The organism is Gilvimarinus chinensis DSM 19667 (genome assembly GCF_000377745.1).
GTDB lineage: Bacteria > Pseudomonadota > Gammaproteobacteria > Pseudomonadales > Cellvibrionaceae > Gilvimarinus > Gilvimarinus chinensis.
Window position 1 is genome coordinate 519351 of record NZ_KB898706.1, and the last position, 17421, is coordinate 536771.

General features: G+C 52.2%; 17 protein-coding genes. 6 read left to right on the top strand and 11 right to left on the bottom strand.

The annotated features are described in order from the left end of the window. Positions 1-54: 54 nt before the first annotated feature. From cysZ to gatC, 5 genes are read right to left on the bottom strand one after another with little or no spacing between them, the layout of a single operon-like run. A complete protein-coding gene (gene cysZ / locus D568_RS0102325) occupies positions 55-819 on the bottom strand; it encodes a sulfate transporter CysZ (protein ID WP_020207954.1) in 765 nt (254 codons plus the stop codon). Then, positions 820-1116, bottom strand: a complete 297-nt coding sequence (locus D568_RS0102330) for a PA4642 family protein (RefSeq protein ID WP_020207955.1) — start codon at positions 1114-1116, stop codon at positions 820-822. Then, complete coding sequence (gatB, locus tag D568_RS0102335; RefSeq protein WP_020207956.1) at positions 1113-2561, bottom strand: Asp-tRNA(Asn)/Glu-tRNA(Gln) amidotransferase subunit GatB; 1449 nt, start codon at positions 2559-2561, stop codon at positions 1113-1115. Before gatB ends, D568_RS0102330 begins: the two co-directional genes overlap by 4 nt. Positions 2562-2573: 12 nt before the next feature. Continuing rightward, positions 2574-4028, bottom strand: coding sequence for an Asp-tRNA(Asn)/Glu-tRNA(Gln) amidotransferase subunit GatA (gatA, locus tag D568_RS0102340; RefSeq protein ID WP_020207957.1), 1455 nt, complete (start codon positions 4026-4028; stop codon positions 2574-2576). 60 nt (positions 4029-4088) lie between these two features. Beyond that, the gene (gene gatC, locus D568_RS0102345) at positions 4089-4376 is read right to left on the bottom strand and encodes an Asp-tRNA(Asn)/Glu-tRNA(Gln) amidotransferase subunit GatC (protein ID WP_020207958.1); all 288 of its coding nucleotides are present in this window, start codon (positions 4374-4376) and stop codon (positions 4089-4091) included. A 340-nt stretch (positions 4377-4716) separates the two neighbouring features. On the opposite strand from gatC, the gene D568_RS0102350 reads away from it, so the two are divergent. The 6 genes from D568_RS0102350 to D568_RS0102375 all read left to right on the top strand — a co-directional run bounded on the left by D568_RS0102350 (position 4717) and on the right by D568_RS0102375 (position 13267). After that, entirely contained in the window at positions 4717-5751 is a 1035-nt protein-coding gene (locus tag D568_RS0102350; RefSeq protein ID WP_020207959.1) for a rod shape-determining protein, read from the top strand. 147 nt (positions 5752-5898) lie between these two features. Beyond that, the gene (gene mreC, locus D568_RS0102355; RefSeq protein ID WP_020207960.1) at positions 5899-6645 is read left to right on the top strand and encodes a rod shape-determining protein MreC; all 747 of its coding nucleotides are present in this window, start codon (positions 5899-5901) and stop codon (positions 6643-6645) included. Between the two features lie 2 nt (positions 6646-6647). Next, complete coding sequence (gene mreD / locus D568_RS18955) at positions 6648-7145, top strand: rod shape-determining protein MreD (protein ID WP_020207961.1); 498 nt, start codon at positions 6648-6650, stop codon at positions 7143-7145. A gap of 12 nt (positions 7146-7157) precedes the next feature. Next, positions 7158-7751 (top strand): Maf family protein, encoded by a 594-nt coding sequence (locus tag D568_RS0102365; RefSeq protein ID WP_020207962.1) that lies wholly within the window; start codon positions 7158-7160, stop codon positions 7749-7751. Between the two features lie 20 nt (positions 7752-7771). Further along, entirely contained in the window at positions 7772-9241 is a 1470-nt protein-coding gene (gene rng / locus D568_RS0102370) for a ribonuclease G (RefSeq protein ID WP_020207963.1), read from the top strand. A 24-nt stretch (positions 9242-9265) separates the two neighbouring features. Next, positions 9266-13267, top strand: coding sequence for a YhdP family protein (locus tag D568_RS0102375; RefSeq protein WP_020207964.1), 4002 nt, complete (start codon positions 9266-9268; stop codon positions 13265-13267). Positions 13268-13282: 15 nt separating this feature from the next. On the opposite strand, the gene yjgA is transcribed toward D568_RS0102375, so the two are convergent. Genes yjgA through D568_RS0102405 form a run of 6 tightly spaced genes read right to left on the bottom strand, consistent with a single transcriptional unit; the run spans position 13283 to position 17295 of the window. Beyond that, positions 13283-13801, bottom strand: a complete 519-nt coding sequence (yjgA, locus tag D568_RS0102380) for a ribosome biogenesis factor YjgA (RefSeq protein WP_020207965.1) — start codon at positions 13799-13801, stop codon at positions 13283-13285. Positions 13802-13806: 5 nt separating this feature from the next. Continuing rightward, a complete protein-coding gene (locus D568_RS0102385; RefSeq protein ID WP_020207966.1) occupies positions 13807-14082 on the bottom strand; it encodes an HPr family phosphocarrier protein in 276 nt (91 codons plus the stop codon). Further along, entirely contained in the window at positions 14082-14960 is an 879-nt protein-coding gene (rapZ, locus tag D568_RS0102390) for an RNase adapter RapZ (RefSeq protein ID WP_020207967.1), read from the bottom strand. Before rapZ ends, D568_RS0102385 begins: the two co-directional genes overlap by 1 nt. A gap of 5 nt (positions 14961-14965) precedes the next feature. Further along, positions 14966-15421 carry a PTS IIA-like nitrogen regulatory protein PtsN gene (ptsN, locus tag D568_RS0102395; protein ID WP_020207968.1) on the bottom strand — a complete coding sequence of 152 codons (456 nt, stop codon included), beginning with the start codon at positions 15419-15421 and terminating at the stop codon, positions 14966-14968. A 5-nt stretch (positions 15422-15426) separates the two neighbouring features. Then, positions 15427-15717, bottom strand: a complete 291-nt coding sequence (gene hpf, locus D568_RS0102400) for a ribosome hibernation-promoting factor, HPF/YfiA family (RefSeq protein WP_020207969.1) — start codon at positions 15715-15717, stop codon at positions 15427-15429. A 51-nt stretch (positions 15718-15768) separates the two neighbouring features. Continuing rightward, positions 15769-17295, bottom strand: coding sequence for an RNA polymerase factor sigma-54 (locus D568_RS0102405; RefSeq protein ID WP_020207970.1), 1527 nt, complete (start codon positions 17293-17295; stop codon positions 15769-15771). Positions 17296-17421: the final 126 nt, after the last annotated feature.

The window sequence follows — 17421 nt, forward strand, 5'->3', positions numbered from 1 at the left end:
CCGCGCCGGCGGGCAGGCCTATTGGTTTGCGACAGCAGTTTAATTCGCAATGCCTTAGTGGTGGGGCTTTAAAAGCTCAGTGTTACCCGCTTCTCGCATCTCCTCTACCCAATAAACCGTCGCGCCCGCCACGGCTATCGGCATAACAAAAATATTTATAACCGGAATCATGCTGCCCAGCATAACCAGGCCGCCAAAGCTGTAGCTGGTAAGCGGGGCGGCGCCGAGCTTTTTGCGCAGCTGAGGAAAGGGGGTCTGGTGGTTGTCGGCGGGGTAGTCCACGTACTGAACGGACATGCACCAGGCGGCCCAGAGGGTGGTTATTGCTAACACAATCAGGTTTAAGCCGGGTATAAACCAGCTAATCATTACGACCAGTAAAACCAGCAGGCCGCGGGTAAGAAAGTACCACAGCTTGACGAGCTCGCGCCCCAGAGTGCGCGGAATAAGCTGGGCCCAGGTTTCTTCGGGTAAGGGGGTGCCGGTCAGTTTGGTTTCAATTTTTTCTGCTAAAAAACCGTAGAAGGGTGCGGCGATTAAATTGGTGATGAGGTTAAAGCTGTAGCCATAAAACACTAATAAAGCCAGGGCGAAAATAGCCCAAAGTATCCAGGCTAAAAACTCCAGCCAGCCGGGTAGCCAGCCCATCAGCATACTTAATACATCACTGAATAGGTGTATTAATGCAACCGTGGTGAGAATAAATACCACCACATTGGCCAGTAGCGGCACAATAATAAAGCGCCTGAGCCCCGGGGTGGTAATTAAATGTGCCCCGCGGCTCAGGTAGTTCAGTGCCTTGGCAGGATTGCCTCGCACTTATTTGGCTCCGGCTTGCTCCAGCGCGGTAATATAATCGTCCGCGTGGCGATGGGTTTTTATGGTTTGCAAAAAGGTTTTTCCGTCGGGGCCTTCGGCGTTTAAGTCGCGGCCCTGCTCGGTAAACAGTTTTACGAACATCGAGAAGTTTTCTTCACGCATGCCCCGGTAGGCTTTTTCCAGCAGGTGGTAATCCTGGTTAATACCGTCGGGGGCCGGATAGTTAAAAAAGCTTTTGATGCGCTCTTCATCAAACACTTCGCCCAGTACTTTTGCTTTGTCTTTTTTCAGTGTCATTGTTCGTTTAACTTCTTCAGGAGGATTTCGTTAACAGCCTGCGGGTTTGCCTGGCCTTTGCTGGCTTTCATGATTTGGCCGACAAAAAAGCCCAGCATTTTGGGGCGCTTCTGTTCGTCGGCGTTTTTATAGTTGTCTACTTGGGCCTGATTGTTGGCGATAACCTCGTCTACCATTTTTTCAATGGCGCCAGTATCGGAGACCTGCTTTAGGCCGCGTTTTTCGATAATGCTGTCTGGTTCGCCCTCGCCCGCCGTCATAGCTTCAAACACTTGTTTGGCTATCTTGCCGGAAATGGTGCCATCTTTGATGCGGGTAATGAGTTGCGCCAGGTGCTCGGCGCTGACGGGGCAGCTTGACAGTTTTTGCTCGGATTTATTCAGGTAAGCGGCCAAATCCACCATCACCCAGTTGGCGGCAAGCTTGGGCTCGCCCGAGGTTTTAGCCACGGTTTCAAAGAAATCGGCGGTGGCGCGCTCGGCGGTTAGCACCGTCGCGTCGTAGCTAGATAAGTTGTAGTCGCGGACAAAGCGGTCGCGCTTGGCGTCCGGCAGCTCTGGCAGGGTGCTTTTAATCTCTGCGATATAGTCGTCGTCCAGAATTACTGGCAGCAAGTCAGGGCAGGGGAAGTAGCGGTAGTCGTTGGCCACTTCTTTACTGCGCATGGAGCGGGTTTCGTTTTTGTCAGCGTCGTACAGGCGGGTTTCCTGCACCACTTTGCCGCCGTCTTCGATCAAATCAATCTGGCGCTCAACTTCGACGTTAATGGCTTTTTCCACAAACTTAAACGAGTTGATGTTTTTGATTTCGCAGCGGGTGCCGTATTCCTCTTCACCTTTTAAGCGCACCGAGACATTGGCATCGCAGCGCATGGAGCCCTGGGACATTTCGCCGTCGGAAATACCCAGGTAGGTGATAATGGAGTGAATTTTTTTCAGGTAGGCCACCGCCTCTTCGGCTGAGCGCATGTCCGGCTCGGAGACAATTTCAATCAACGGGGTGCCGGCGCGGTTAAGGTCGATACCGCTCATGCCCTGATAGTCTTCGTGCAGGGACTTACCTGCGTCTTCTTCCAGGTGAGCGTGGTGTAGGCGAATGGATTTGGTCTCGCCGTTTTCCAGCTCAATGTCGATTACCCCCGGGCCCACAATAGGTTCTTCCAGCTGGGTGGTCTGGTAGCCCTTGGGCAGGTCGGGGTAAAAATAGTTTTTGCGCTCAAACACCGAGCGCTTGCCGATCTCGGCATTCATGGCCAGGCCGAACATCACCGCGTAGCGAAACGCCTGTTCGTTGGCCACTGGCAGGGTGCCGGGCATGGCCAGATCAATGGCACAGGCCTGCGAGTTGGGAGCCGCGCCAAAAGCGGTGCTGGCGCCCGAGAATATTTTTGACTGGGTGGAAAGCTGTACGTGAATTTCCAGCCCGATAACCGTTTCCCATTCCATAGTGCTTACCTCTTACGCTGTTTCGGGGGCCAACTGCTGGTGAAAGTCAGTGGCGAGCTGGAATTGATGGGCGACATTGAGCAGCTTGCCTTCGGCAAAATAGTTGCCGATCAGCTGCAGGCCCACGGGCTTGTTGTCCACCATGCCGCAGGGGATGGACAGACCGGGCAGGCCCGCCAGGTTGGTGGCGATGGTGTAAATGTCTTCCAGGTACATGGCGACCGGGTCGTCCGACTTGGCGCCGAACTCAAACGCCGGCGAGGGCGAGGTGGGGCCGAGCACCACATCAACTTGGTTAAACGCGTCCACAAAGTCCTGCTTGATTAAGCGGCGCACCTGCTGGGCTTTGTTGTAGTAGGCGTCGTAGTAACCGGCGGACAGCGCGTAGGTGCCTACCAGAATGCGGCGTTTTACTTCGTCGCCAAAGCCTTCGCCGCGCGAGCGCTTGTACAGGTCCGCCAGATCTTTCGGATCGTCGCAGCGGTGCCCGTAACGCACACCGTCAAAACGCGACAGATTGGCCGAGCACTCCGCCGGGGCGATTACATAGTAGGCCGGTACCGCTAAGTGTGTGTGAGGCAGGCTGATGGATTTGGTGGTAGCGCCTAAAGATTCGTACACTTTAATCGCCGCCTGCACCCGCTCGGCGGTTTGCGGGTTCAGGCCTTCGCCAAAGTACTCTTCGGGGATGCCGATGGTTAAACCCTGCAGCGAGTTGCTGAGCCCTGCGGTGTAGTCCTCCAGGGGCTGATCGACGCAGGTAGAATCTTTGGCATCGAAGCTGGCCATGGCGTTAAGCATAATGGCCGAATCTTCGGCGGTGCGTGTAAGCGTGCCCGCCTGATCCAGGCTGGAGGCGAAGGCAATCATGCCCCAGCGCGAAACCCGCCCGTAGGTGGGCTTAAGGCCGGTCAGATTACACAGTGCTGCAGGCTGGCGAATCGAGCCGCCGGTATCGCTGGCGGTGGCCGCTGGTGCTAGTAGCGCTGCGACGGCGGCGGCCGAGCCGCCCGAGGAGCCGCCGGGCACGCAGTTGGTGTTCCAGGGGTTTTTCACTGGGCCGTAGTAGCTGGTTTCGTTGGAGGAGCCCATGGCGAACTCGTCCATATTGGTTTTGCCCAGCATAACCGCGCCCGCTTTTTGGTAATTCTCGACAATGGTGGCGTCGTAGGGGGCGATAAAGTTATCCAGCATCTTGCTGCCGCAGCTGGTGCGAATGCCGGTGGTGCAGAAAATATCTTTGTGAGCGATGGGTACGCCGCATAGGGGGCTGTCGTCACCGGCTGCCAGGCGCTGGTCGGCGGCTTCGGCCTGGGCCAGGGCGGCCTCTTCGGTGACGGTAATGTAGCTGTTGTAGGTGCCGTCGCGCTCTTTAATCCGCTGTAAATAGTGGCGGGTCAGCTCGACGCTGGAAAATTCTTTACTGCGCAGCCCCTCAATAAGCTGGGCAATGGTCTTGGTATGCATGAACCGTGTCCTTGAATAGGATGAGCGTTGAATTCGTGGTTGGTCAGCGATAGGTGACGCTTATTCGATCACTCGCGGTACCAGGTACAGGCCGTCTTCGGTGGCCGGGGCCATGGCTTGCAGGGTGTCGCGTTGATCGGTTTCGGTTACCTGATCGGCGCGCAGGCGCTGCACCGCATCCAGCGGGTGGGCCATGGGGGCAACGCCTGAGGTATCGGCTGCCTGTAACTGGTCAACCAGCTCTAAAACCTGGGAAATACTGTCGGCCGTGGCACCGGCGGCCTCGGTGGAAATTTCTAATTTTGCCAGTTCGGCCAGTTTTTCGATATCGGATTGATTTACAGCCATGGGCTCTGCTCCGCCTTGCTCGCGCGTTCGCGCATTGGTCAAAAGTTGGCAATTTTAAGGGGTGATTTGGCAAGTGCCCACTAAAATGAAGACAAAAATGCCGAGATTGCCCGAAAAGGCGCTAAAGTTATCACATTTGCGCCTTGCCCTAAATCCCTGCCGTTGATAGAGTGCCAGCATTGGCGAGAGGTCTGCCCTAAGAGCGCCATGATGCGTCCGCAGATCGCCCCACTCAAACACCTAAACCCTGCCCTCGGGGTGGTAAGTAACAGGATTTTTTTGCTCGGGCTGCTATTACGGCAGCCCGAGCACTTATAGTATCTTAAGGCCAGCAATAAACATGTTTAAATATCTTCGCGGCGCTTTCTCTAACGACCTTTCTATTGATCTTGGTACGGCTAACACGCTTATCTATGTGCGCGGCCGAGGTATTGTTCTCGACGAGCCATCAGTGGTCGCCATTCGCCATCACAACGGACAAAAAATAGTCGAGGCGGTAGGCACCGAAGCCAAACGTATGCTGGGTAGAACGCCTGGTAACATCACGGCGATCCGTCCTCTTAAAGATGGCGTGATTGCCGACTTCCAGGTTACCGAGAAAATGCTGCAGCATTTTATTCGTAAAGTTCACGAAAACAGCTGGTTCGCTCCCAGTCCTCGAGTATTGATCAGTGTCCCTTGTTTATCCACCGAAGTAGAAAAACGTGCTATCCGTGAATCGGCTTTGGGCGCTGGGGCCTTAGAGGTACGATTAATAGAGGAACCCATGGCCGCCGCCATTGGTGCGGGGCTGAAGGTGGCTGAGGCCAGCGGCTCGATGGTGGTGGATATCGGCGGTGGCACCACCGAGATCGCCGTAATCAGCTTAAACGGGGTGGTTTATTCGGATTCTGTACGGATAGGTGGCGACCGTTTTGACGAGGCCATTGTGAATTATGTACGCCGTCACTACGGCAGTATTATTGGTGATGCGACCGCTGAGCGTATCAAGCAAGAGATTGGTTGCGCTTACGCAAGCTCCGAGGTGCGCGAAATCGACGTGCGCGGTCGCAATCTGGCCGAAGGTGTGCCCCGCAGCTTTACCTTAAACAGCGATGAGATCCTTGAGGCTCTGCAAGAGCCCCTGGCCGGTATCGTCCAGTCGGTAAAAAGCGCGCTGGAACAATCACCGCCAGAGCTGGCCTCCGACATCGCTGAAAGTGGTGTGGTATTAACCGGAGGTGGCGCTTTGCTGCGCGACATTGATCGTTTGCTGGCCAATGAGACGGGCTTGCCTTTTGTGGTAGCCGAAGACCCACTGACCTGCGTAGCCCGCGGCGGTGGCTTGGCCATGGAAATGAACGACAAACGCAACATTGATTTGCTGTCATCTTAATATGAGTGGCGCCCGTTGCGGCGCCGTTTACCCCGCTTCTGATACGTCGGAGCATTAGTCATTAAAACGCTTTTTACCAAAGGCCCCGCCGTTAGCTCTCGCTTTGCTCTGTTCAGCCTGATTGCGCTGACACTGCTGCTTCTATCTTTGTACACCGATATTCTGGATGAGCCTCGTCGTCAGCTGAGTGTTATTGCTAAACCGCTTTACCAAGTGACCGACTGGCCTGGACGAGTTAACCAGTGGCGTAAAGAAACCTTTGTTTCTCACGGGACGCTCACCCAGGAAAATCAACGCTTAGAAACCGAGCTTTTAATTCATCAGCGTAAGCTTCAGCAAATGGCGGCCTTGGCTGCTGAAAATGCACGCTTGCGTCAGCTGTTAAATGCTACAGAGCTGCTTGAGGATGATGTCTTAGTGGCTGAGTTGATAGGTGTCTCACCTAATCCGCTTAGTCATACCGTTGTGCTTAATCGAGGCGCTGACGATGGTGTTTTTGAAGGGCAGCCTGTACTGGATGCCCAAGGGCTAGTAGGGCAGGTAATTGAAGTCAGTCCAAACAGTGCTCGTGTGTTATTGGTGTCTGACCCCTCCCATGCTTTACCTGTTCAGGTGAACCGCAATGGGGTGCGCAGTATTGCCGAGGGTACGGGGGATTTACATCGTTTACAGTTACGTCATGTATCCAATACGACCGATATCCGTGAGGGTGATTTACTGGTCAGCTCTGGTTTAGGGCAGCGCTTTCCCTCGGGCTATCCGGTAGGGGTAGTCCAAGCTGTGATGCGAGATCCAGGGCAGCCCTTTGCTGAGATTACGGTTCGCCCTATGGCCCAATTAGATCGAGTGCGGAATGTTCTGTTGGTTTTTGATACGCCGGTAGCCGGTCGGTAGTTATGTGGCTGGATCGAATTGGCAATTACCTGCTGGTGTTAACAACTCTGCTTCTCGCTCTGTTGTTGGATATCTACCCGCTGCCCTTCGAGTATCAAATTTTCCGTCCGCAGTTTGTGCTGTTGGTGGTGATTTTCTGGATTCATATTTGGCCTCAGAGCGCGAGCATGACCTTGCTGCTTTTACTGGGGGTGGTTCAAGACCTTGTTATTGGTTCGCCGCTTGGGCAGCACCCATTAATGTTAACGGTTGTCGGTTATCTGTGTTTACGCACTTATCGTCGGGTACGGCATTTCGCCCGCTGGCAAGCGGCGTTATGGGTGTTCTTTTTGGTGGTGCTGGCGCAGCTTTTGGCGTACTGGGTGCAGTCACTTCAGGGGCGTGAATTTGTAGCCGCGGAGTTTATGATTCCAGCGTTAGCCAGTGCCAGTGTTTGGCCGCTAATGTCACTGATTTTGGATACATTACGGCGGCGTCATCGAATAGTGCGACAGATTTAAGGTGGCTTCATCATGGAGAGCGCATCAGTGCAACTTTACCTGGCGTCTGGTTCTCCACGTCGCCGTGAACTCCTGCGTCAGATAGGTGTAAACTTTCAGCGGTTACAGGTGGATGTGCCTGAAGTCAGAGGGGTGGAAGAAACGCCCGAAGATTATGTACAGCGCCTTGCGTTGGAAAAAGCTCGCGCTGGAAGTCAAGCCTTACAAGGGCAGCCCGGTGTTGTGCTAGGGGCCGATACTTTAGGGATACTAAGGGGGGAGGTGCTTGAAAAACCCCGCAATCGTGAACATGCTGCAGAGTTGCTGCGGGCAATGTCGGGGCGCGAGCACACGGTAATGACGGCGGTTGCCCTAACGGATGGCAAGCGAGAAACCTTACGCTTAGTGCAGACTCAGGTTTGGTTTAGACCCCTCAGTGAAACGGAGATTAACCGTTACTGGGAGACGGGGGAGCCCGAAGATAAAGCCGGAGGTTACGGGATACAGGGTTTGGGGGCGGTATTTGTCCGTGAGCTGAGAGGCAGTTATTCGGCGGTAGTGGGCTTACCCCTTGAGGAGACCGCGCAAATGTTGCGTGAGTACAACATTTCTATTTGGCAAGTATAAAAAACTGAGGTAAAACGGCGATGAGCGAAGAAATTCTAATTAACGTATCGCCGGTAGAGACTCGTGTGGCATTGGTGGATAACGGAGTCTTGCAGGAGCTTCATATTGAGCGCAGCCACCGCAAGGGCTTTGTAGGGAATTTGTATAAAGGGAAGGTCGTGCGTGTTTTGCCCGGCATGCAGGCAGCTTTTGTGGATATCGGACTGGAGCGTACCGGATTTATTCACGCTCAGGAGCTCGTGCCTGAACTCGAAGAGAACGAATCCAAACGTACGGAGCTGCCTGATATTCGCTCCTTGGTACGAGAAGGGCAAACCCTATTGGTACAAGTCAGTAAAGACCCTATCAGTACTAAGGGCGCACGCCTTACCACTCATATTACTTTGTCATCCCGTTACCTGGTGTATATGCCCAACAGCCCGCACATTGGTGTGTCTATTCGTATTGATGACGAAACTGAGCGCGACCGCTTACGCTCGGCGGTAGAAAGATCGGTAAAAGAAAGTAATGGGCGCGGCGGCTTTATTGTTCGCACTGTGGCCGAAGGCATTGACGTCGATGCTGTGGTGGCGGATATCCCCTTTTTGCAAAAACTATGGCAAGACTTAAACGATAAGCTCACCGCCGTAGAGGCACCGGCAGTAGTCTACGAAGATATGCCGTTAACGCTGCGCTCGCTAAGGGATTTGGCGCGTTCGCCCATCGAAAAAATTCGTGTTGATTCTCGCTTAAGCTGGACCCACATGCGTGAGTTTGCCAACGATTATGCTCCGCAATTAATTAACATCATTGAATGTTATCAGGGAGAGCGCCCACTACTGGATTTATACGGTGTGGAGGATGAAATCGCTCGTGCACTGGATACCCGGGTACCCTTGAAGTCCAGTGGCTATTTGATTATTGAACAAACCGAAGCCATGACCACGGTAGATGTTAATACCGGAGCGTTTGTAGGCAGGCGAAATCTCGAAGAAACAATTTTCAAAACCAATATGGAAGCTGCAGGCGCTATCGCCCGGCAATTACGAGTGCGCAATATTGGTGGCATCATCGTTCTGGACTTTATTGATATGCAAGACCCAGAACATCAGCGCCAAGTGTTACGCACCCTTGAAAAAGCGCTGGAAAAAGATCACGCCAAAACCAAAATCACAGGTGTGTCGGAGCTTGGTCTGGTTGAAATGACCCGAAAGCGTACACGGGAATCCTTAGGGCAAATGCTGTGCGAGCCTTGTCCCATGTGCCGAGGGCGCGGTGAAGTCAAATCTGCCGAAACGATCTGTTATGAGGTGTTTCGAGAGATATTGCGAGAGGCTCGCGCTTACGATAATGACAAATTCTTGGTGTTGGCGGCCTCTGTTGTTGTGGATCGTTTGCTGGATGAAGAAGCCGCTTATGTGGCGGATCTTGAGGCCTTTATTGGCCGCACCATCGAGTTTCAAGTAGAGCCTCTGTTTAATCAGGAGCAATACGATATTGTCTTGGTGTAGTTTGAATTGCGAGCTGAGTACAGTATGAGACGGTTTCTGCGCCTGACATTACGGGTATTTTATCTCACTCTGGCGTTCACCTTAATTACCTTAGCTATAGTGGTGCAGTTGGGGCGTAGCCTGACGTACTTGGTCAGTGACTACCGAGAGGAACTCGCCAGTGTGCTCTCGCAGCAAACGGGAACCCGTGTTGAGCTAAGTGCGTTAAATGCGGATTGGTCTGGCTTGCAGCCTTTACTTGAGGCTGATGATATCCGCATTTATGGCCAGAATAATGAACAGCTGTTAGCTATGGATGAGGCGCAACTGCGCCTGAATTTACTCGCTTCACTTTGGCACAGGGCACCCGTCTGGAGCAGTGTGATGTTGCGCGGTGGCGATATCACCTTGCATCAAGACAAAGACGGCCGTTGGCGGTTACAGGGTAGTAACGACAGTGCCAAGCCGATGTCGGCCGAGTCGCAGAGTCATATAGTGGATATTTTGCTGGCGGCGCGGCGTATTGGTATTGAGCAAACGCAGGTGAATGTGCAGTTCCTTTCGGGTGATAGCTTCACTCTGAAATCACCCAATTTACTGTTGGAAAACCGGGGTGATTTTCATCGCTTGCTTTTACAGCTAGGGGTGGAAGATAACGCTAATGCCATTTACATGGTGCTTGAAGCGAAAGGTGACCCACGAGAAAACAATAGCCAGTTGCAAGGGTATTTGCAGTTGCGGGATTTCTCAATGGCACGAGCAGCGGCAATACTGCCCAAGACGTGGCTCGAAGGGACAGGCAGCCAGATTCGTGGGCGCTTGGATGCGACTTTGTGGCTCAGCCGGGGAAAAAACACATCACCACTAACTCTGCAGGGTGACATGCGGTTGTCTGAGGGCAGTGTAAAAGCCGCTACGCTTGATTTGCACATAGAGCATCTGCAGACAGACCTGTCCGGGTATTATCAGCAGGGCGGATGGCAATTGGGGTTGGAGTCTTTATTTGTGGCCGCGGGGGGCGTGTCACAAAGTGGCTTGCAGTTGTCACTTGAGCAATCTTCGCCACAGGCTCCGTTGATCGCTCGCATGAACCGGTTAGATCTCCCATGGTTGAGTCGCCAACTTAATGCCAGTGGCGCTTTTGTTCAAAACGATTTTGTAACCAGTTTGCTGCAGGAACTAAATCCCCGTGGGCAGATGCGATCGTTACAGCTCACGGTGCCTCTGGGCAATACATCGAAAACGCACTTTGCGGCCCAACTTCAGAGTATTGCCGTGGATGGCTGGCGAGGTGTGCCAGCGTTTACCGATGTAAATGGTTATCTCGATACAGGCTTGTTTGCAGGTCACATACAATTAAATTCCCAGGCCGGCTTTTCTATGGCCTTCGAGGGTGTGTATGCCCACCCCTTAGAGTTTGATTCGGCAGCAGGTTCAGTTGCCTGGAGAGTGCGGCCCAAGCTGAACGATATTGATGTTTATTCGGGGCCGCTGGAGGTCAGCGATGGAGCAGAAAATGCACGAGGGGTGTTCCACTTATCGCTGCCTATTCAAAGGCGTACAGGCCCCATCGATTTGACCATCGCTCTTACGGCCACGGATGTATTAGCGCAGCAATACCGAAAGTATTTGCCCGAGGTTGTACCAGCATCGCTAACTCAGTATGTGCAGCGAGGGATTGGTCGAGACAATCCCGGCTTGGCCACCAGCGGGGCATTTATTTATCGCGGTACGCTCAACGAGAAAGGCGCTCAAGCTTACAGTGTGGGGTTGGATTTACAGTTAGAGCAAGCGGCGTTTCTCTACCATCCGGATTGGCCTCCGGTGCAAAAGGTTAATGGGCGTTTGGTGGTTGATGATGGTGACTTACACGGACGAATTACGGCGGGAGAAGTTTACAACAGCGAGATTGCCGAGACTCATATAACGCTTGCTGATAACCCTTATGATCAAGGGAAATGGCTACAAATCAGTGGCAAAGTAGATGGTATAGCCAGTGATGGGCTGCGAATTTTACGCCAAAGCGTGTTGCGTCAATTTGTCGGTTCGCAAATGGATAGCTGGTACTTGCATGGTGATTTAATTGCCGCACTCGATTTAGGAATTCCTTTAGAGGCGAATGCGAAAGGCGCTTATCAAAAGCTGGCCTTGGATATTGATGCCTCTATGTTTGCGCTTGATAACTTCAATCTTGAACTGTCGGATCTCAGCGGTAGGATCTCCTACGATTCTGAAACTGGTTTGGGGTCGGACACATTAACGGCAAAACTGTTCGGATCTCCGACGAACATTGAGATTGGCACCTTACAAGACGGGCAGATGGGGGCTCTCACCACGGTTGATGTGGAAACCTCGGCCAGCGTAACCGAGTTGGTTGAGTGGACGGGACAACCCACTTTGCAATTTGCTCAGGGTGAAATGCCGCTCGAGGTGCATATAGAGCTCAACCATAATTATTCACGCCAGCAGGATGCATCCGATGATGCCCGCGTGGCGGCTGTCTCGGTACAAGCCGATTTAGAAAATACCACCATCGACCTTCCTCCGCCGTTGAATAAGTCAAAAGGTGAGGCCGGTGTGCTGGCGTTAAATTATATTCTCGGTGCGCAAACCGCCTTAGCTGATATCCACTATTTGGATCGTTTACGAGCCTTGATGCATTTGACCCAAGACGGCAAGCAATTAAAAGGTGGGGCTATCAGTCTGGGGGGCGAGCCGGAGTTAGCAGCTGATCCCGCACTGCGAATTACGGGTGAACTAGAGTCAATTGATCCGCAGGCTTTGCTGGATGCCTGGGAAACCTTCAGGGAAATACACCGAGAGGAAGCAGAAACCACAGGCGGTGGGGCGGGGGCAATGTTAAGTGTGCCTGTTGAGGCCGAAATCTTACTTAAGCAACATCGGCTGGCTGGCATTGAATTGCAAAATCTTGAAATCAGTGTGAAACAAAAGTCCGAGGCTTGGCATTTGGGTCTTAAGCATCCCGTCGCAACGGGCGAGCTGGACTGGCCCAGCAATTCTAATCAGCCTTTGCGGTTGCATGTTGAGCACCTGAGGTTGCCATCAAGTCTTTGGGATAAACCGTTGCCAATTGAATCGGCTGAATCGGCAATAAACTCTGAGCCGGTAGCGGCCGAGGAGCACTCGCAACCGGACACGGCAAAGGGGTTATGGCGTTCACTGGAGAGCTGGCCACGGGCTGAAGTGACCATCGATGATGTGAAAGTGGATGATGAGACCTACGGCCGATGGCAATTCGAGTTTGACCCCAAGCCTGGTCGATTAGACTTTGTTAATGTCAAAGGTAATATCCGAGGAATAGAAGTGGCAGGCCTGGAGCCTGACACAGGCGCATCGTTTTTCGTATTATCTGATGATAATCCTGGCACTCAATTACAGGCTTTACTCAGTGCCGAAGATATGGGGCAGGTGCTGAGCGCCTGGGGTACACCAGCCAGTATTGAGAGTGAATCGGCGCGCTATCGTTTGAATATCGGGTGGCCAGGAGCACCGCAGGATTTTGCGTTGGCTACAGTAAGTGGTCAAGTGCAGGCGAATATTGAAAACGGGCGCTTTATTCGCACTAATGCCGGGGCCAGTGAAGGCCTGCTGCGTCTGATGGGATTGTTTAATTTTGATTCTTTGGCGCGCCGTGTGCGTTTGGATTTTTCTGATTTATACAAAAGTGGTTTAACCTTCGATCACATTAACGGCGGCATAGAATTTACCGGTGGCCAGTTGAATATTACGGAACCTGTGCAGATGCAAAGCCCTTCCGGAAGAATGCAGTTACAAGGCTCGGTAGATTTGCTGCAGCAAACATTGGATACACGTTTGGTGGCAACCATACCCATGGGGGGAAACTTAACGGTAATTACAGCCTTGGCAGCGGGTTTGCCCGCAGCGGCAGGGGTTTTTGTGCTGAGTAAGCTGTTTGAGGATCAAATGAACAAAGTCACTAGTGTCAGTTACAAAATTACCGGCAGTTGGGACGAGCCTGTTTCCGAATTCGAAGGGGTGGCCGAGGATCTTGAAAGTGAACAATAACTGCCGTGGCCGATATTAATCGGCCTCAGCGATAGTGTCGCGTAGGTAGCGGAATAATTTACGTGCATGGGCAGGAGGTTTACTTTGAGATACTTCTTTGTGAGCCTGCCGTACCAGTTGACGCAGGTGTTGGATGTCCACGCCTGGGTAAGCATCGATAAAATCCGAAACCGCTTGTTTGTCGTTTGACAGCATACGGTCGCGCCACTGTTCGATTAGATGCTGACGCTGCACACTGAGCGTTCCCTGTGATTTTATGGCGTCCAGCTTCGCTCTGACTTCGTCCCCATCAACTTTGCGCATCATTTTGCCAATAAACTGTAAATGACGTCGGCGAGCTTCTCTTTGACGAATACGATGCATTTCAATAATAGCCGCGTGCACTTCCTCCGGAAGTTCAAAGCTGGCCAGTTGTGTTGCGCTCAGTTCGGTAAGTTGCTGCCCTAATTCTTGAAGGGCGTGCATCTCGCGTTTGCGTTGGCTTTTACTGGGGCCTTCATCGAATTCTTCACTGTAATCAATTGTATCGTTCACTACTTTTACTCTTCGTTGAGTTCGTCAAAGCCTGCTTCAATAAGTTGGCATACGGCATTTAGTGCTTCGTCAGAGCCATCTCCTTCGGCCTGCACACAAACTTCAGAGCCTAAGCCGGCGGCGAGCATCATCAGGGCCATCATGCTGTTACAGTCAGCGATTTTGTCGCTGTGATGTATTTCAACTTTACAGGGCAGCTCTTTTGCCAGCGCGACCAGCTTGGCGGATGAGCGGGCATGTAAGCCCTTGCGATTGACAATCGTAACAGTGCGCTGGGGCATCAGTGAGACTCGTGTGTTTTGTTGCTCAGTTCTCGGTGGCGGACCTGAACATTATCTATCTTTCGCTTGAAATGCTGTTGCAGCTTTTCACACAAATACACGGATCGATGCTGGCCGCCGGTACAACCAATAGCAATGGTGATATAGCTGCGATTGTTGGCTTGGTAATGCTTCCACCAGCGCTCTAAAAATAGGCTGATGTCATCATACATTTGCTGCACTAACGGCTCGCCTTCTAAAAAGGCGATGACATCGGCATCTTTGCCGGTTTGACGGCGTAGATTAGGGTTCCAATGAGGGTTTGGTAAGCAGCGGGCATCAAACACTAAATCCGCATTATTGGGCGGGCCGTGTTTAAAGCCGAAGGATTCAAATAATACAGCCATACCACCACTGCTGGGTTCGGCAACACGGGCTTTCACTAAATCACGTAATTGGTGCAGGTTTAGCTCTGTGGTGTTGATGACTAAATCCGCGGTATCCCGCATTGGCTCAAGCAGTTGGTGTTCGGTGTTGATGGCTTCGTTGAGGTGCCGATGTTTATCACTTAAGGGGTGTTTGCGTCGGGTTTCGCTGAAGCGCTGAACAATCTTTTTTGTATCGGCATCCAAAAAAACCACGGTAAAAGGCAGGTGGGCATCCTTTAGTGTGTCCACCATCTGTGGAAAAATCCCCAAGTCCTGCCAGGCATCTCGAACGTCGATACCGATTGCAAAGTTTTGGTTTGCGGCATCTTTGTGAACCTGAATTTGAGCAATGAGTGCAGGAAGTAGGCTGACGGGTAAATTGTCTATGCAGTTATAGCCTAAATCTTCTAGGGCATTTAAAGCGGTACTTTTGCCCGAGCCAGAAAGCCCACTGACAATAACTAAATGCATAGTGGCTAGCTCGGCTGATCGATAGCGGCTTGGTAAAGCTGCTCGGGCGACTCTGCCTGGCGCAAGGCCTCCCGATAAGAGGGCTCGTTCAGTGCGGACGCCAGAGCGGCTAAGGTTTTCAGATGGTCGTCTTCGGCCTCGGCAGGCACCAGCATGGCAAAAAGCACATCCACGGCCTCGCCATCAATGGCATCGAAGTCAATGGGCTCTTCCAGTGTGATGAGTGCCCCAAGCGTAGCGTCGCAACCAGGGATGCGGCAGTGAGGTATGGCAATGCCGTGGCCGATGCCGGTAGAGCCGAGCTTCTCTCGTGCGATTAGGCGCCGGAAAATGTCGTCAGCGTCCATTCCCGGTACCTGCTCGGCAATGGTGTTGGCGAGAATTTCCAGGGCGCGCTTTTTACTCACGCCTTCTATGCGGCACAGGGTGCGCTGGGAGGAGAGTATAGTTTCAATTTGCATAATAATCAGCGGTGGCTTTTGAGTTTTTCTTTATGCTTAATCAGTTGGCGGTCGAGCTTATCGGTTAAGGCGTCGATGGCGGCGTATAAATCCTGCGATTCGGCATCGGCGAATATATCTTTGCCATTGACGTGTATTTTGGCCTCGGCTTTTTGCGTAAGCTTTTCTACTTCGAGAATGACATTAATGCTGGTAATGAACTCACTGTGGTGGGTCAGTCGCTCCAGCTTAGTGTGTACATAGTTGTTGATGGCGTCCGTTATTTCAAGGTGATGGCCACTAATGTTCACTTGCATACTCGAGTCCTCTGTTGTCTGGGGGCAACTATGTGGGTCGCCCCGAAGGATTTATACCAGGCTTTTACGCTCATTGGACGGTGGAATGTTCAGTGACTCCCGGTATTTGGCAATGGTCCGCCTAGCGACTTGAATGCCTTGGTCTGCCAGCATTTGAGTAATTTTGCTGTCACTCAATGGTTTTTTCGGGTTTTCGGCCGCTATCAGTTTTTTAATAATAGCTCGAATTGCTGTTGAGGAACATTCACCCCCTGAGTCGGTGCTTACGTGGGATGAAAAAAAGTACTTTAATTCGAAAATACCCTGAGGCGTGTGCATGTACTTTTGCGTCGTCACTCGAGAGATGGTTGACTCGTGCATCTCTACCAGCTCGGCGATGTCATGCAAGACTAATGGTTTCATGGCTTCGGCGCCATAATCGAGAAAGCCACGCTGTTTTTCTACGATACATGTAGCAACTTTCAGCAGTGTTTCATTGCGGCTTTGCAAGCTTTTCAAAAACCAGCGCGCCTCTTGTAAATTATTTTTCAAAAACGTGTTGTCGCTACTGGAGTCGGCGCGTTTCACCAAAGAGGCATAACCTGAGTTAATTCGCAGTCGTGGTGCGATATCGGGGTTCAGCTCTACCGTCCAACGACCTTCGCGTTTTTCGACAAATACATCAGGTACCACGTACTCGGTTTCACGGGTATCAATGATGTCGCCTGGGTGAGGGTTTAACGTTTTAATCAGTGCGACGGCCTGAGCTAGCTCTGCTTCTTTCAGGCGGGTCTTGCGCATCAGTTGGCGATAATCGCGGCTGCCGAGCAGAGGCAGGTGTTGCTGTACGATGAGTTTCGCGGCCTCTAAAAACGGTGTTTGTTTGTCGTACTGAGCCAATTGCACCAGCAGGCAGTCCATGAGGTTTTCGCTGCACACACCCGATGGGTCGAATTGCTGCAATCTGCGCTTTACTGCTTGAACTTCGTCTAACTCCAGCTCTTCGAGGTTGCTGATCAAGCCCTCATATATTTCTTCAATGCTGATGCTTAGCAAACCGCTGGGCTCTACGGCGTCGATGATTGCCATGGCAATGAGTTCGTCGCGCTCAGACATCGGCGTCAGGTTAAGTTGCCACATAAGGTGGTCATAGAGCGACTCGGTTGTGCCGCGGCGACTTTCAAAATCGCTATCGTCCCCTTCGTAATTGCTGGCGGGAAGGGCGGGGCCAGAACTCTCGTAAACGTCATCCCAGCTGGTGTCGACGGGTAAATCCTGAGGGATCGCCTCGCTCCATTCACTATCGGGCTGAGGCTCCCCATCGCTGCCATCGGCGCTATTGCTGTTGAGTGTTTCGGTGGTTGCATTAGCGGTTTCCCGCTGCTCGGCACTTTCGCTGGTGTCGTTGACTTCGGAGCTTTTGTCACTTTGCTCGTTATCGAGGTTCTCCTCCATTTCGAGCATGGGGTTTGAGTCCAAGGCCTCTTGAATTTCCTGTTGCAAATCCAGAGTAGACAATTGCAGCAGGCGTATAGCCTGTTGCAATTGCGGAGTCATCGTGAGCTGTTGGCCAAGCTTGAGCTGTAGCGATTGCTTCATAATTTCTAGTGAGTCTTTCGGGCATTAACCGCAGAGTGTAGTCAGCCTGCAGCTTGCAAGCAATACGTTTAAGCAATGTTTATGCCTGAGGTTCTATAAAACTAAAAAGTCAAGGAGGTAAAAGAG

Coding starts and splice junctions, on each gene's coding strand:
- D568_RS0102330 (WP_020207955.1), bottom strand. CDS start 1,116: ATGACACTGAAAAAAGACAAAGCAAAAGTACTGGGCGAAGTGTTTGAT.
- gatB (WP_020207956.1), bottom strand. CDS start 2,561: ATGGAATGGGAAACGGTTATCGGGCTGGAAATTCACGTACAGCTTTCC.
- gatA (WP_020207957.1), bottom strand. CDS start 4,028: ATGCATACCAAGACCATTGCCCAGCTTATTGAGGGGCTGCGCAGTAAA.
- gatC (WP_020207958.1), bottom strand. CDS start 4,376: ATGGCTGTAAATCAATCCGATATCGAAAAACTGGCCGAACTGGCAAAA.
- D568_RS0102350 (WP_020207959.1), top strand. CDS start 4,717: ATGTTTAAATATCTTCGCGGCGCTTTCTCTAACGACCTTTCTATTGAT.
- mreD (WP_020207961.1), top strand. CDS start 6,648: ATGTGGCTGGATCGAATTGGCAATTACCTGCTGGTGTTAACAACTCTG.
- D568_RS0102365 (WP_020207962.1), top strand. CDS start 7,158: ATGGAGAGCGCATCAGTGCAACTTTACCTGGCGTCTGGTTCTCCACGT.
- rng (WP_020207963.1), top strand. CDS start 7,772: ATGAGCGAAGAAATTCTAATTAACGTATCGCCGGTAGAGACTCGTGTG.
- D568_RS0102375 (WP_020207964.1), top strand. CDS start 9,266: ATGAGACGGTTTCTGCGCCTGACATTACGGGTATTTTATCTCACTCTG.
- D568_RS0102385 (WP_020207966.1), bottom strand. CDS start 14,082: ATGCCCCAGCGCACTGTTACGATTGTCAATCGCAAGGGCTTACATGCC.
- rapZ (WP_020207967.1), bottom strand. CDS start 14,960: ATGCATTTAGTTATTGTCAGTGGGCTTTCTGGCTCGGGCAAAAGTACC.
- ptsN (WP_020207968.1), bottom strand. CDS start 15,421: ATGCAAATTGAAACTATACTCTCCTCCCAGCGCACCCTGTGCCGCATA.
- hpf (WP_020207969.1), bottom strand. CDS start 15,717: ATGCAAGTGAACATTAGTGGCCATCACCTTGAAATAACGGACGCCATC.
- D568_RS0102405 (WP_020207970.1), bottom strand. CDS start 17,295: ATGAAGCAATCGCTACAGCTCAAGCTTGGCCAACAGCTCACGATGACT.